The sequence below is a fragment of the Klebsiella sp. HMSC16A12 genome (assembly GCF_001808265.1).
Taxonomy (GTDB): domain Bacteria; phylum Pseudomonadota; class Gammaproteobacteria; order Enterobacterales; family Enterobacteriaceae; genus Klebsiella; species Klebsiella pneumoniae.
Genome location: NZ_KV792611.1, coordinates 15983 through 30409 on the forward strand (window position 1 = coordinate 15983; position 14427 = coordinate 30409).

Here is a 14427-nt window from a genome sequence, read left to right on the forward strand (position 1 = left end):
AATTATATCTTACCGTTGCATAATTTATCTTCTTTAATCACTGTTTATCCCCCTTTGTCGGATACTTATTCACTAAATATGCATTTTATCTGAATAGCGTTCGGCTGTAACTCATTGATTCTGCGTTATCTCATCCGGTTTATGCATTTTTATCGCTGGCTGGCACGAACCGTGCAATCTACATTTACAGCGTAATAACTCATATTTATTAACATTATTGCTACTTTTAATTTACCGGAAGAGGTCGATATGTCTCAGTCAATTACGCGTAACCACTTTGATGAATGGATGATGCCGGTCTACGCGCCAGCGGCGTTTATTCCGGTGCGGGGCGCCGGGTCACGGCTGTGGGATCAGCAGGGCAAAGAGTATATCGATTTTGCCGGCGGCATCGCCGTGAACGCGCTGGGGCATGCCCATCCGCGTCTGGTGCAAGCCCTGACCGACCAGGCCGGCAAGTTCTGGCATACCGGCAACGGCTACACCAATGAGCCGATCCTGCGTCTGGCCAAAATGCTTATCGATGCTACCTTCGCCGACCGGGTCTTCTTCTGTAACTCCGGCGCCGAGGCCAATGAGGCAGCGCTCAAGCTGGCGCGTAAATATGCCCACGATCGCTTTGGGAGCGAGAAAAGTGGCATCGTCGCCTTTCAGAACGCTTTCCACGGGCGGACGCTGTTCACCGTCTCGGCGGGCGGTCAGCCGGCCTATTCCCGGGATTTCGCCCCGCTGCCGCCGCAGATCCAGCATGCCGTATTTAACGATCTCGAGTCGGCAAAGGCCTTAATCAATGACCAGACCTGCGCGGTGATCGTCGAGCCGGTGCAGGGCGAAGGGGGCGTGGTGCCGGCCAGCGTCGAGTTTTTACGCGGCCTGCGTCAGCTTTGCGACCAGCACAACGCCCTGCTGATTTTCGATGAAGTGCAGACCGGGGTCGGGCGCACCGGCGAGCTGTATGCCTATATGCACTACGGCGTGACGCCCGATGTGCTGACCACCGCCAAAGCGCTGGGCGGTGGTTTCCCTATTGGCGCGCTGCTGGCGACAGAGGCCTGCGCCAGCGTGATGACCGTCGGCACCCACGGCACCACCTACGGCGGTAACCCGCTGGCCGGGGCGGTGGCCGGCGAACTGCTGTCGATCGTCAACACCCCGGAAGTGCTCTCCGGCGTCAGACAGCGCCATCAGTGGTTTTGTGAACGCCTGCAGGCAATTAACGCCCGCTATGGCCTGTTCAAGGAGATCCGCGGCCTGGGACTGCTGCTCGGCTGCGTGCTAAACGACGCCTGGGCCGGGAAGGCGAAAACCCTCAGTAACCTGGCGGCGGAAGAGGGGGTGATGATTCTGATCGCCGGCGCCAACGTGGTGCGTTTCGCGCCGGCGCTGAACGTTAGTGAAGAAGAGGTGAACAGCGGGCTGGATCGCGTCGAGCGGGCCTGCGCGCGTTTCGTGGCAGGAGTCTCATCATGATGGTTATTCGACCGGTGGAGCCGGGCGATTTGCCCGGGCTGCTGAAGCTGGCAGCGGAGACCGGCGGCGGGTTGACCTCGCTGCCGGTGGATGAAGCGACCCTCGCGGCGCGGATCGCCCGCTCGCAGCAGACCTGGCGCGGCGAGCTACCGAAAAGCGAGCAGGGCTATGTCTTTGTGCTGGAGGAGAGCGAAAGCGGCGCGGTGGTGGGCATCTGCGCGATCGAGGTGGCGGTGGGGCTCAACGATCCCTGGTATAACTACCGGGTCGGCACCCAGGTCCATGCCTCGAAGGAGCTCAACGTCTATCAGGCGCTGCCGACGCTGTTTCTCAGCAACGATCATACCGGCAGCAGCGAGCTGTGTACCCTGTTCCTCGACCCGCAGTGGCGCAAAGAGGGCAATGGCTATCTGCTGTCGAAATCACGCTTCTTATTTATGGCCGCCTTTCGCGAGCGCTTCAATGAGAAGGTGGTCGCCGAGATGCGCGGGGTGATTGACGAGCAGGGCTACTCGCCGTTCTGGGAGAGCCTGGGCAAACGCTTTTTCGCCATGGAGTTTTCCCGTGCCGACTACCTGTGCGGCACCGGACAGAAGGCTTTCATTGCCGCCCTGATGCCCAAGCATCCGCTGTATATCGATTTCCTTTCCCCTGAGGCACAGGCGGTGATCGGCAAGGTTCATCCGCAGACCGCCCCGGCCCGGACGGTGCTGGAGAAAGAGGGGTTCCGCTACCTGAACTACATCGATATTTTCGACGGCGGCCCGACTCTGGAGTGCGACATCGACCGGGTGCGGGCGATCCGCAAAAGCCGTCTGGTGACCACCGAGGCCGGCGAAACCCCGCCCGGTGACTGGCCGCTGTGCCTGGTGGCGAATGAACAGTATCACCAGTTCCGCGCTCTGCTGGTGCATGCCGATCCGGATGGCGACACCCTGACCCTCAGCGCCCGCGAACTGGATATGCTGAAGTGTCATGCCGGCGACCAGGTGCGCATGGTGCGCCTGATCCCTGAGGAGAAAACTGCATGAGTCTGTGGATTAACGGCGAGTGGCGGCCCGGCCGTGGGCCAGGTTTCAGTAAACAGGATCCGGTTAACCTGAAGGTTGTCTGGCAGGGCGAGGCGGCGGATACCGGGCAGGTTGCCGAGGCGGTGGCGGCTGCCCGCCAGGCGTTCCCGTCCTGGGCGCGGCTGCCGTTTGCCGCCCGTCAGGCGATCGTTGAAAAGTTTGCCGCTCTGCTGGAAGCCAGTAAGGCGGAGCTGACGGCGGTTATCGGCGCCGAGACCGGAAAGCCGCGCTGGGAGGCGGCCGGGGAAGTGACGGCGATGATCAACAAGGTGGCGATCTCGGTGAAGGCCTACCACGTCCGCACCGGCGAACAGCACAGCGACCTGCCCGACGGCGCCGCCACGCTGCGTCACCGGCCGCACGGCGTACTGGCGGTGTTTGGCCCCTATAACTTTCCCGGCCATTTGCCGAACGGGCACATCGTGCCGGCGCTGCTGGCGGGCAATACCGTGGTCTTTAAACCCAGCGAACTCACCCCGCGCAGCGGCGAAGCAGTGGTGAAACTATGGCAGCAGGCCGGCCTGCCCGCCGGGGTGCTCAACCTGGTGCAGGGCGGTCGGGAAACCGGCGAGGCGCTCAGCGGCCAGGCGGATATCGACGGACTGCTGTTTACCGGCAGCTCAACCACCGGTTTTCATCTGCATCGCCAGCTGGCCGGGCAGCCGCAGAAGATCCTCGCGCTGGAGATGGGCGGCAATAACCCGCTGATCGTCGACGATCCGCGGGACGTGGATGCCGCGGTGCATCTGACCATCCAGTCCGCCTTTATTACCGCTGGCCAGCGCTGCACCTGCGCCCGGCGTCTGCTGGTCCGACGCGGAGAGGCGGGCGATGCCTTCCTCTCCCGGCTGGTGACGGTGAGCCAACGGCTGATCCCGGCGGCGTGGGACGCCGAGCCGCAGCCGTTTCTCGGCGGGCTTATCTCTGAACAAGCCGCGCAGAAAGTGCATCAGGCCTGGCTGCAGCGGGTCGCCGCTGGCGCGGTCACCCTGCTGGAGCCGCGGTTATTGCAGGCCGGGACGTCGCTGCTAACGCCGGGGATTGTCGACATGAGCGACGTGGCCAATGTCGAAGATGAAGAGGTGTTTGGCCCGCTGCTTGGGGTCTGGCGCTACGACACTTTCGAGGAGGCGATTGCCTTAGCCAACGCTACCCGCTTCGGCCTCTCCTGTGGGTTAATCTCCCCGGAACGGGAGAAGTTCGATCGACTGCTGCTTGAGGCGCGGGCAGGGATAGTTAACTGGAACAAACCGCTGACCGGGGCGGCGAGTACCGCGCCGTTCGGCGGCACCGGGGCGTCCGGTAACCATCGTCCGGGGGCCTGGTATGCCGCCGATTATTGCGCCTGGCCGATGGCCAGCCTTGAATCGCCGACCCTGACGCTGCCCGCCAGCCTGAGCCCGGGTCTCGACTTTCTGGCCGGGGAGGCGTCATGACCGCCCGCGAAGTCAACTTTGACGGTCTGCCCGGGCTGACCCATCACTACGCCGGGCTCTCCTTTGGCAATGAGGCTTCCACCCGGCATCGCTATCGGGTGTCTAATCCGCAGCTGGCGGCAAAGCAGGGGCTGAAAAAAATGAAAGCCCTCGCCGACGCTGGCTACCCGCAGGCGGTGATCCCGCCGCAGGAGCGTCCCAACGTGCCGCTTCTGCGCCAGCTGGGCTTTAGCGGCAGCGATGAGCAGGTGGTGGCCCGGGTGGCGCAGCAGGAGCCGGATCTGCTGTCGGCGGTGAGTTCGGCCTCGGCGATGTGGGTGGCGAACGCGGCGACGGTGTGTCCCTCCGCCGATTCGCTGGATGGCCTGGTGCACCTGACGGTGGCGAATCTGCAGGATAAATTCCACCGCGCCAGCGAAGCACCGACTACAGAGGCGCTGCTGCAGGCGATTTTCCCCGACCGCACGCGATTTGCTATCCACTCGGCGCTGCCCGCCTCGGCCTGGTTTGGCGACGAAGGGGCGGCGAACCATAATCGTCTCGGCGGCGAGTATGGCGCTCCCGGCGTCCAGCTCTTTGTCTATGGCCGCCGCCGGGGGAGCGAGGAGGCGCCGCGTCGCTATCCGGCGCGGCAAACCCTTGAGGCCAGCCAGGCGGTAGCGCGCCTCAATCAGGTCAATCCCCGCCAGCTGATCTTCGCCCGCCAGCATCCGGCGGCGATCGACACGGGGGTTTTTCATAACGACGTCATCGCGGTGAGCAACCGTCAGGTCCTGTTCTGCCATGAGCAGGCCTTTGCCGACCAGACCGCGCTTCTCCAGCAGCTGGCGCAGCGGGTGCCGGGTTTTACGCCGCTGGTGGTACCCGCCAGCCGGGTCTCGGTGGCAGAGGCGGTTGCCACCTATCTGTTCAACAGCCAGCTGGTGAGCCGGGCGGATGGCAGCATGGCGCTTATCCTGCCTCAGGAAGCGCAGGAGCATGCCGGCGTCTGGGAATACCTCAATGAGCTGCTGGCCGGGGATAACCCTATCGCCGACCTGCGGGTGTTCGATCTGCGCGAGAGCATGGCCAACGGCGGCGGTCCGGCGTGCCTGCGCCTGCGGGTGGTGTTGACGGCCGAGGAGTATCAGGCGGTCAATCCGCACGTCCTGATGAACGATACGCTGTTTGCCACCCTCAATGACTGGGTGGATCGCTACTATCGCGATCGTCTCACCCAGGCCGACCTCGCCGACCCGCAGCTGCTTCGGGAAGGGCGCGACGCGCTGGATCGGTTGACCCAGATCCTGCAGCTCGGTTCGGTTTATCCATTTCAGCAATAAGGGGGCGCGGTGGAACATTTTCTGGCATTAACCCTGGCGGGGCGATTGCCCCATCACTTTCACGGCGAGACGGCCCATTTCCGCTGGCACTGGCTCGGGGAAGGGATCCTTGAGCTGACGCCGCATGCGCGCTGCGAGCGCGGGCTGGTACTTTCCTGCGCCATTCATGGCAACGAAACGGCGCCGGTGGAGATAGTCGACCAGCTGGTGCAGCGACTGGTCCGGGAGGCGCTCCCGCTGCGCTGGCGGCTGCTGGTGATCGTCGGCAACCCACCAGCGCTGCGGGCGAATAAGCGCTATCTGCACAGCGATATGAACCGCATGTTTGGCGAGCGCTGGCGGCAGTTTCCGCTCAGTGAGGAGACGCAGCGGGCGCAGCGGCTGGAGCAGGCGGTAGCCCGCTTTTATCGCGACCACGATGGCCCGCGCTGGCACCTCGATCTGCATACCGCGATCCGCGGGTCGCTACATCCGCGCTTCGGCGTGCTCCCGGCCCGCGATACGCCGTGGGAGGAGGATTTTCTTCACTGGCTGGGCGGCGCCGGGCTGGAGGCGCTGGTGTTTCATCGCCAGCCCGGCGGGACCTTCACCCACTTCAGCTGCGAACGGTTCGCGGCGCTGGCCTGCACCCTTGAGCTGGGCAAAGCGCTGCCGTTGGGGGAAAACGATCTGACGCAGTTTGCCGCCGTCCAGCGGGCGCTCTCCCGGCTGCTGGTGGGGGATCTGGCCATTGCCGACGCCCCGGCGCCGCTGCGCTACCGGGTGGTACAGCAGCTAACCCGCCATAGTGATGATTTCCGCTTGCATATGGCGGATCAGACGCTGAACTTCACCCCCTTCGAACCCGGCACGCTGCTGGCGGAGGAGGGCGAGACGCGGTATGTGGTGGGGCCTGAGACGGAGTATGTTCTGTTTCCTAACCCGACGGTGGCGAAAGGACTGCGCGCCGGCCTGATGCTGGAGAAATTATCCTGAGGGCAAGCCGTCCGCCGGGCGGCCTGCTTTATTGCGCGCGTCTTTTTTCGCCATCTTATTTTTTCGTGCTCCACTGTAAATTTGCAGATTATTCCTGGTAAAATGCTTTGTTTTTAATCTCCCCTCCTTTATACTCTCCATAATTTCTATGCAAAACAGTAAGTTATTTATTTTTTATTGCAATTCTTCGGCTAAATTCCTTATTTTCTCCATAATTGGCGAGAAACTGTTTTTTACACTTTCATTGTTTTACTCTTGCTCTGACTAATTGACGATTAACGTCGTAAAGTTAATCTCGTCAACACGGCAACGCGCCGTAAGAATAACGTAAAGTAAGGATTGAATGATGAAGAAACTCACTGCACTGTTTGTTGCCTCTACTCTGGCTCTGGGCGCGGCTAACCTGGCACACGCCGCCGATACCACCACCGCGCCGAGCGACAGCAAGCCGATGATGATGCATCATAAAGGCGGCCCGGGTCAGCATGACATGATGTTTAAAGGCCTGAACCTGACCGATGCGCAGAAGCAGCAGATCCGCGACATCATGAAGAGCCAGCGCGAAAATATGAAACGTCCGTCCCTTGAAGAACGCCGCGCGATGCACGATCTGATCGCCAGCGACACCTTCGATAAGGCGAAGGCGGAAGCGCAGATCGATAAGATGGAAGCGCAGCATAAAGCGATGGCGCTGTCCCGCCTGGAAACGCAGAACAAGATCTACAACATTCTGACCCCAGAGCAGAAAAAACAGTTCAATGCTAATTTTGAGAAGCATCTGACAGAACGCAACGCGCCGGCAGGTAAAATGCCTGCACCTGCTGAATAATGTAGCGCACTGAATCAAGACCGCCGGTCTTGCCCAATAATGCCATCAGGCGTTGGGCAGGGCCGGCGGTTTTTTATTGGTGGCTTCTCAGCCAAGCGGATGCAGCGGATAGTCTCCGCTGAGCAAAGGCTTACAGAGGATCTTGTAACCATCCTGGTCAAATCCGGCGGGCAGACGGGTCAACTCCGCCGCCTGGTCGAGCGATTCAACGGCGCCCAGCCACAGCCAGTTATGAATGACGTGATACTGCGTCATGTCCGGGCCGCGCTCCTCCAGCGCCACGGGCCCCGCCCACGGCCAGCACACCAGCTGCAGTCTGCTCATCTGCGCCAGCAGGCGCTCTCTGTGCGCCTCCACGCTCTCCTTTCCACAGCAGGCCCCGGCGCAGCGGTCCAGCGCGGAGCGAAAGCAGGCGCGGCCGCGGCTAAGCGGTTCCAGACCAAGCAGGCCATAACAGAGGCGCTGTTCGTCAGCGAGGCTCTGCAGCATCTGCAGCGCCGCCCGCCGGTTGGCGAACAGGCCATAGAGATGCTGCTGGTGCGAGAAATCAACCTCACGGGCATAGACAATCTGCGGCCGGTCGTCCGCAAGTAGCCAGGCGCAGAGCTGCTTGTTACGCCGTAGCCGCTTGTTAAACAGCGGCTGCTGCTCTTTAATCAACCGCGCCTCCAGCAGCAGCGCTCCCAGCTCGCCAGCGGTACGCTGCCAGGTGATACGCCGCGACTGACGCAGCATCGCGGCCTCTTCAGGGGTGCGCAGGTGGGATAACACCCGGCTGCGGAGGTTGACGCTCTTACCGATATAGAGCGGCATCGTGTCGCTGTCGCCGTGAAACTGATAGACGCCCGGCAGCTTCGGCAGCGCCTCCAGCCACGGGCGAAGATGTTCGGGATATTCATAGATCGCCGCCGCCTCAAACTCGAGACGCGGGGCTGATTGCTTTCTGGCCACAATAACTCCTGATACTGTCTATCCATCCAGTATAGCAGGCCATTTTTGCGGCGAAAAGGGCAAAAAATAACCCCGGCGCAGGCCGGGGCGGGGGGAGAGACTATTTTTTCCAGAAATCGTCAAAGACGGTGATCGGCGGCCGACGCTTGTGTTCGGTTTTCAGATACCAGCCCTCGATCGTTTTGGCGATGCTCGGGTCCAGCGTTTTGCCTTCCAGATAATCGTCGATGTTCTCGTAGGTGACACCCAGGGCCACTTCATCCGGCAGGGAGGGGCGATCGTCTTCCAGGTCGGCGGTGGGCAGCTTCTTATACAGATGTTCCGGGCAGCCGAGATGGGCCAGCAGCTGTTTGCCCTGACGTTTGTTCAGGCGGAAAATTGGGTTGATGTCGGTGCCGCCGTCGCCATATTTGGTGAAAAAGCCGGTAATCGCTTCCGCCGCATGGTCGGTACCGACCACAACTCCTTTGGTCATTCCGGCGATGCTGTACTGGGCCTTCATTCGCTCACGGGCTTTTTCATTTCCGCGAACGAAGTCGCTTAGTTCGATGCCTGCTTCGCGCAGCGCCTGTTCGCTGGCCAGCACCGCAGCTTTAATATTGACTGTCAACACCCGGTCAGGCTGGATAAATGCGATGGCGTCCTGGCAGTCCTGCTCATCAGCCTGCACGCCATAGGGTAAACGGACGGCGATAAACTGCAGGCTACTGTCGCCGGTTTCGGCACGCAGTTCGTTAATCGCTATCTGGCACAGTTTTCCCGTCAGGGTGGAGTCCTGACCGCCGCTGATACCCAGCACCAGCGATTTAATAAACGGGTAGGTCTGCAGGTATGACTTCAGGAAATCGACGCTGCGGCGGATCTCGCCTGCGACATCAATCTGCGGCTTTGCGCCCAGCGCCTGAATAATCTCTTGTTGTAGCGTCATCGCGCCCTCCGAAAGTGAATCTGTTTGGCAAGCTGTTGGCTTAAAGCTACCTCTTTGCCGCTGAAACGACAAGGACCGGGGTTTTGACTGCCGGAAAAGAAGGCAATCAATGACATAGGTTTTCATTATAGATGCTGTACCGCGCATTGCGCCGCCATCCGACGTCGGCAGAACAATCCTGTTTACGCAATAACATAACCTGACATGATTTCGCTGTTCGGCTTGAAAAATAACACTATTTATTCCAGGCTTATCGTTACACAGTAGAAAAGAGGAACCAAAATGAACAAAAGCTTAGCAGGAATACTGGGCGTCACCGTCGCGTTAACCTTACTGGCGGGCTGTACCGCTTACGATCGTACCAAAGACCAGTTTACCCAGCCGGTGGTGAAAGATGTGAAGAAAGGGATGTCGCGTCAGCAGGTGATGCAGATCGCCGGCAAACCTTCAACGGAAGTCACCATGGTCCATGCCCGCGGCACCTGCCAGACCTATATCCTCGGTCAACGAGATGGTAAAGTTGAAACCTACTTTGTGGCCCTCGACGAAACGGGTCACGTCATGAACTCCGGCTACCAGACCTGCGCCGAGTATGATACCGACCCGCGCAACGCCAGGTAAGCTTCCTACTGTTTACTGACTTCTACGTAAGCCCGACCACTGGTCGGGCTTTTTTGTGAGTCATGATGCTTATTTAATTGCGCGAATTATTTGGATGAAAATGTGAGGGTAGTCAAAACCGGAGGTCAATGAGAGACAATTCTGTTCAACAGCGAATTATCCTGGCGGCTCAGCTTGCCGTATACTCAACTCATAAACAGAATTAACCGGATGTTACCAGTCTTACCGGCTCTCAGCGGTTACTGAAGGCCCTGGTCTCACACATTGAGGAAGCGTTCATGGAAAAGAAACACATTTATCTCTTCTGCTCGGCAGGCATGTCCACGTCACTGCTGGTCTCCAAAATGCGGGCGCAGGCGGAAAAATATGAAGTCCCGGTCATTATTGAAGCCTATCCCGAAACCCTCGCGGGCGAAAAAGGGCCGGAAGCCGACGTAGTATTATTAGGGCCACAAATTGCGTATATGTTACCGGAAATTCAGCGCCTGCTGCCGAATAAACCGGTTGAAGTTATCGACTCCCTTCTCTATGGCAAAGTTGATGGTTTAGGGGTATTGAAAGCCGCCGTCGCGGCTATTAAGAAAGCTGCAGCACAATAATTTTAACTTTTAAAACTCGATGTATTTTGACGCCTGGCGGCTGACTGTTGCCGGACGTCAAAAAATAATGAGTTTATTTTCCCGTCAAAGAGTAATTTCATACATCATCGCCGTAATAGTTTATTGCGGCTTTTAAGGGTATTGACTATGAGTAAAGTGATCGATTCGCTTGAAAAGGTACTCCTTCCTTTTGCAGTGAAAATAGGAAAGCAGCCGCATATTAATGCAATAAAAAATGGATTTATTAAATTAATGCCGTTGACCCTCGCCGGGGCCATGTTTGTGTTAATTAACAACGTTTTTCTGAGCTTCGGCGAAGGCTCTTTCTTTTATTCCATGGGCATTCGCCTGGATGCCTCCACCATTGAAACCTTAAACGGCTTTAAGGCTATCGGCGGAAACGTCTATAACGGCACCCTCGGGATTATGTCGCTAATGGCGCCGTTCTTTATCGGCTCCGCGCTGGCGGAAGAGCGCAAAGTTGACCCGATGGCAGCTGGCCTGCTGGCGGTGGCGGCCTTCATGACCGTGACCCCGTATAGCGTGGGCGAAGCCTATGCGGTGGGCGCCAACTGGTTGGGCGGGCAGAACATCATCTCCGGGATGATTATCGGTCTGGTCGTTGCGGAACTGTTCACCTTCGTGATCCGTCGCAACTGGGTGATTAGACTGCCGGACAGCGTGCCGGGGTCGGTATCACGCTCTTTCTCAGCGCTGATCCCGGGCTTCTTGATCCTCTCCATCTTCGGCATTATCTCGTGGGCCCTGGCGAGCTATGGCAGCAACTTCCACCAGATCATCATGGACTCTATCTCGACGCCGCTGGCGGCGATGGGCAGCGTGGTTGGCTGGGCATACGTTATCTTTAACTCTCTGCTGTGGTTCTTCGGTGTGCACGGTTCTCTGGCGCTTACCGCCCTGGATAACGGCATCATGACGCCGTGGGCGCTGGAAAACATCGCGCTGTACAACCAGTACGGCTCTGTTGATGCGGCCATCGAAGCGGGCAAACAGTTCCACTTCTGGGCTAAACCGATGCTCGACTCCTACATCCTGCTGGGTGGCTCCGGGGCGACGCTGGGTCTGATTATCGCCATCTTTATCGCTTCTCGCCGCGCTGACCATCGTCAGGTTGCCAAGCTGGCGCTGCCGTCAGGCATCTTCCAGATTAACGAACCGATTCTGTTTGGTCTGCCGATCATCATGAACCCGGTGATGTTCATCCCGTTCGTGCTGGTTCAGCCGATTCTGGCGGCCATTACGCTGGCGGCCTACAGCCTGGGGATTATCCCACCGGTGACCAACCTGGCGCCGTGGACTATGCCGACCGGTTTGGGAGCGTTCTTTAACAGTAACGGCAGCGTTGCCGCCCTGCTGGTGGCCCTGTTCAACCTTGGCGTCGCTACCCTGGTCTACCTGCCGTTTGTGGTGCTGTCGAATAAAGCGCAGACCGTTATCGAGCAGGAAGAGAGCGAAGAAGACATCGCTAACGCACTGAAATTCTGATACCGCGCGGTACGGGCAGCGTCCCGTACCGCCTGATAAATGAGGGAAATATTATGTTTGATCTGGACAACATCGACGCGGTAGAGACCCCGGAAAATGACCTCGAAGAGGTAGTGATGGGGCTGATTATCAACTCCGGACAAGCCCGTAGCCTGGCCTATGGCGCGCTGAAGCAGGCGAAGCAGGGCGACTTTGCCGCAGCGAAAGCGATGATGGAGCAGTCGCGCCAGGCGCTGAGCGAGGCGCATCGCGTGCAGACCCAGCTTATCGAAAGCGACGAGGGCGAAGGGAAAATGAAGGTCAGCCTGGTGCTGGTGCATGCCCAGGACCATCTGATGACCTCCATGCTGGCTCGTGAGCTGGTGGCCGAATTGATTGAGCTGCACGAGAAGGTACAATAGGCCATCGCGACGATGAGGCAGCCCAGAATGATGACCACCGAGATCAGTACCGCCAGAGAACAACAGCTGTTCAACGGGAAGAACTTTCATGTGGTCATCTATAACAAAACGGAAAGCGTGAGCGGGCTTCACCAGCATGATTACTACGAATTTACCGTGGTGTTAACCGGGCGCTATTACCAGGAGATCAATGGCAAACGGGTGCTGCTGGAGCGCGGGGATTTCGTCTTTATCCCGATGGGCTCGCACCACCAGAGCTTTTACGAGTTCGGGGCGACGCGCATCCTTAACGTCGGCATCAGCAGACGCTTCTTTGAGAAACACTACCTGCCGCTGCTGCCGTTTGGTCTGGTGGCTTCGCAAGTCTACGCCGTGCAGAGCGCTTTTCTCGGCTACGTTGAGTCGGTCATCGCCTCACTCAATTTTCGCGAAACGGAATTTGACGAATTTATCGAGCTGGTCTCCTTTTATGTCATTAACCGTTTACGTCACTATCGTGAAGAGCCGGTTGCCGACGTGACGCCGCAATGGTTAAAAAATACCGTGGAAGCCATGCATGATAAGCTGAAATTCGGTGAAGGCGCTCTCGAAAATATGGTTCGCTTATCCGGAAAAACGCAGGAATATTTAACCCGGGCGACCCAGCGCTATTATGGTAAAACGCCGATGCAGATAATTAATGATATCCGTATCAACTTTGCCAAAAAACAGCTGGAAATTACCAATTATTCGGTGACGGATATTGCGTATGAATCAGGGTACAGCAGCCCGAGCCTGTTTATTAAAACCTTTAAAAAACTGACGTCGTTTACGCCGAGCAGTTATCGCAAACATTTGACCAGTATTAATTAAACCCGCGCGGCGTTCGCCGCCAGGTTTATACCGAAAATCATTCAAGTTAACTGTCCGCATTGTTGCGGAGAGCGGCCTGCGTCCAGGCGCAGCGCCTAAGGGAGAAAAAGATGAGCCAGAAATTAAAAGTAGTCACTATTGGCGGCGGCAGCAGCTATACCCCGGAATTACTGGAAGGATTTCTGAAACGTTATCATGAACTGCCGGTAAGCGAACTGTGGTTGGTAGACGTCGAAGAGGGACAGGAGAAGCTCGATATTATCCACGCGCTGTGCGAGCGGATGGTGGAAAAAGCCGGCGTGCCGATGAAAGTCTATAAAACGCTGGATCGCCGCGCAGCGCTGCAGGGCGCAGATTTCGTCACCACCCAGCTGCGCGTGGGCCAGCTGAAGGCGCGTGAAAAAGATGAGCGCATCCCGCTGAGTCACGGCTACCTGGGCCAGGAGACCAACGGGGCGGGCGGGTTGTTTAAAGGACTGCGCACCATCCCGGTGATTTTCGATATCGTGAAAGATGTGCAGGAAATTTGCCCCGACGCATGGATCATCAACTTCACCAACCCGGCGGGCATGGTCACCGAGGCGGTCTATCGCCACACCAATTTCAAACGCTTTATCGGCGTGTGCAACATTCCTATCGGCATGAAGATGTTCATCACCGACGTGCTGCAGCTGAGCCCGAGCGATGAGCTGAATATCGACCTGTTTGGTCTGAACCACCTGGTGTTCGTCCGCGACGTGCTGGTTAACGGTGTCTCGCGCTTCGATGAGCTGCTGGACGGCGTGGCCTCCGGCCGTCTGACCGCGAACTCGGTGAAAAACATCTTCGACCTGCCGTTTAGCGAAGGGCTGATCCGCTCCCTGCGCCTGATCCCATGCTCTTACCTGCTCTACTACTTTAAGCCAAAAGAGATGCTGGCGATTGAGATGGGCGAGTACTACAAAGGCGGTGCGCGCGCCCAGGTGGTGCAGAAGGTGGAGAAACAGCTGTTCGAGCTGTATAAAAACCCGGATCTTAACGTTAAGCCGAAGGAGCTGGAGCAGCGCGGCGGGGCCTATTACTCTGATGCCGCTTGCGAAGTAATCAATGCCATCTATAACGACAAGCAGACTGAGCACTATGTGAATATCCCGCATCATGGTCATGTCGATAATATCCCGGCGGACTGGGCGGTAGAGATGAGCTGCACCTTAGGCCGCGACGGCGCGAAGCCGACGCCGCGCATTACTCATTTCGATGAGAAGGTGTTAGGGCTTATCTACACCATCAAGGGGTTCGAAGTGGCGGCCAGCCAGGCGGCGATCAGCGGTGAGCTGAACGATGTCCTGTTGGCGCTGAACTTAAGCCCGCTGATCCATTCCGATCGTGACGCCGAACAGCTGGCGCGGGAGATGATTCTGGCGCATGAAAAATGGCTGCCGAACTTTGCGGCGACGATCGAAAAACTAAAATCGTAACGGGAGTAGC

The 14427-nt window shown here is 58.2% G+C and carries 15 protein-coding genes; 13 read left to right on the forward strand and 2 right to left on the reverse strand.

Annotation, left to right across the window (positions count from 1 at the left end; all coding sequences use genetic code 11):
- Positions 1–249: 249 nt before the first annotated feature.
- The 6 genes from HMPREF3140_RS13285 to spy all read left to right on the forward strand — a co-directional run bounded on the left by HMPREF3140_RS13285 (position 250) and on the right by spy (position 7102).
- Positions 250–1470, forward strand: a complete 1221-nt coding sequence (locus tag HMPREF3140_RS13285) for a succinylornithine/acetylornithine transaminase (RefSeq protein ID WP_002901489.1) — start codon at positions 250–252, stop codon at positions 1468–1470.
- Positions 1467–2501, forward strand: a complete 1035-nt coding sequence (gene astA, locus HMPREF3140_RS13290) for an arginine N-succinyltransferase (RefSeq protein WP_002901491.1) — start codon at positions 1467–1469, stop codon at positions 2499–2501. Before HMPREF3140_RS13285 ends, astA begins: the two co-directional genes overlap by 4 nt.
- Complete coding sequence (astD, locus tag HMPREF3140_RS13295; protein WP_023279907.1) at positions 2498–3976, forward strand: succinylglutamate-semialdehyde dehydrogenase; 1479 nt, start codon at positions 2498–2500, stop codon at positions 3974–3976. Before astA ends, astD begins: the two co-directional genes overlap by 4 nt.
- Positions 3973–5298, forward strand: coding sequence for an N-succinylarginine dihydrolase (gene astB / locus HMPREF3140_RS13300; RefSeq protein ID WP_023279908.1), 1326 nt, complete (start codon positions 3973–3975; stop codon positions 5296–5298). The genes astD and astB overlap by 4 nt, the downstream gene beginning before the upstream one ends.
- Before the next feature lie 9 nt (positions 5299–5307).
- The gene (gene astE / locus HMPREF3140_RS13305; protein WP_004224242.1) at positions 5308–6273 is read left to right on the forward strand and encodes a succinylglutamate desuccinylase; all 966 of its coding nucleotides are present in this window, start codon (positions 5308–5310) and stop codon (positions 6271–6273) included.
- 343 nt (positions 6274–6616) lie between these two features.
- A complete protein-coding gene (gene spy, locus HMPREF3140_RS13315) occupies positions 6617–7102 on the forward strand; it encodes an ATP-independent periplasmic protein-refolding chaperone Spy (protein ID WP_004217130.1) in 486 nt (161 codons plus the stop codon).
- A gap of 87 nt (positions 7103–7189) precedes the next feature.
- Here spy and cho read toward each other — a convergent pair whose 3' ends face one another.
- Together cho and nadE are read right to left on the reverse strand one after the other, a co-directional pair.
- Positions 7190–8053: an excinuclease Cho gene (gene cho, locus HMPREF3140_RS13320; RefSeq protein ID WP_023279909.1), complete on the reverse strand. Its 864-nt coding sequence runs from the start codon at positions 8051–8053 to the stop codon at positions 7190–7192.
- 100 nt (positions 8054–8153) lie between these two features.
- Positions 8154–8981 carry an ammonia-dependent NAD(+) synthetase gene (nadE, locus tag HMPREF3140_RS13325; protein WP_004151921.1) on the reverse strand — a complete coding sequence of 276 codons (828 nt, stop codon included), beginning with the start codon at positions 8979–8981 and terminating at the stop codon, positions 8154–8156.
- A gap of 282 nt (positions 8982–9263) precedes the next feature.
- On the opposite strand from nadE, the gene osmE reads away from it, so the two are divergent.
- The 7 genes from osmE (at position 9264) to HMPREF3140_RS13360 (ending at position 14417) form a co-directional block, all read left to right on the forward strand.
- A complete protein-coding gene (gene osmE, locus HMPREF3140_RS13330; RefSeq protein WP_002901544.1) occupies positions 9264–9602 on the forward strand; it encodes an osmotically-inducible lipoprotein OsmE in 339 nt (112 codons plus the stop codon).
- 278 nt (positions 9603–9880) lie between these two features.
- Entirely contained in the window at positions 9881–10201 is a 321-nt protein-coding gene (gene chbB / locus HMPREF3140_RS13335) for a PTS N,N'-diacetylchitobiose transporter subunit IIB (protein ID WP_002901547.1), read from the forward strand.
- Positions 10202–10220: 19 nt separating this feature from the next.
- Positions 10221–10337 carry a hypothetical protein gene (locus HMPREF3140_RS28805; RefSeq protein ID WP_004217133.1) on the forward strand — a complete coding sequence of 39 codons (117 nt, stop codon included), beginning with the start codon at positions 10221–10223 and terminating at the stop codon, positions 10335–10337.
- Between the two features lie 11 nt (positions 10338–10348).
- Positions 10349–11707 carry a PTS N,N'-diacetylchitobiose transporter subunit IIC gene (gene chbC / locus HMPREF3140_RS13345; RefSeq protein WP_004148091.1) on the forward strand — a complete coding sequence of 453 codons (1359 nt, stop codon included), beginning with the start codon at positions 10349–10351 and terminating at the stop codon, positions 11705–11707.
- Positions 11708–11760: 53 nt separating this feature from the next.
- Positions 11761–12108, forward strand: coding sequence for a PTS N,N'-diacetylchitobiose transporter subunit IIA (gene chbA / locus HMPREF3140_RS13350; protein ID WP_004140356.1), 348 nt, complete (start codon positions 11761–11763; stop codon positions 12106–12108).
- 27 nt (positions 12109–12135) lie between these two features.
- Positions 12136–12960: a transcriptional regulator ChbR gene (gene chbR / locus HMPREF3140_RS13355; protein ID WP_002901552.1), complete on the forward strand. Its 825-nt coding sequence runs from the start codon at positions 12136–12138 to the stop codon at positions 12958–12960.
- Positions 12961–13070: 110 nt separating this feature from the next.
- Complete coding sequence (locus HMPREF3140_RS13360) at positions 13071–14417, forward strand: 6-phospho-beta-glucosidase (RefSeq protein WP_004209901.1); 1347 nt, start codon at positions 13071–13073, stop codon at positions 14415–14417.
- Positions 14418–14427: the final 10 nt, after the last annotated feature.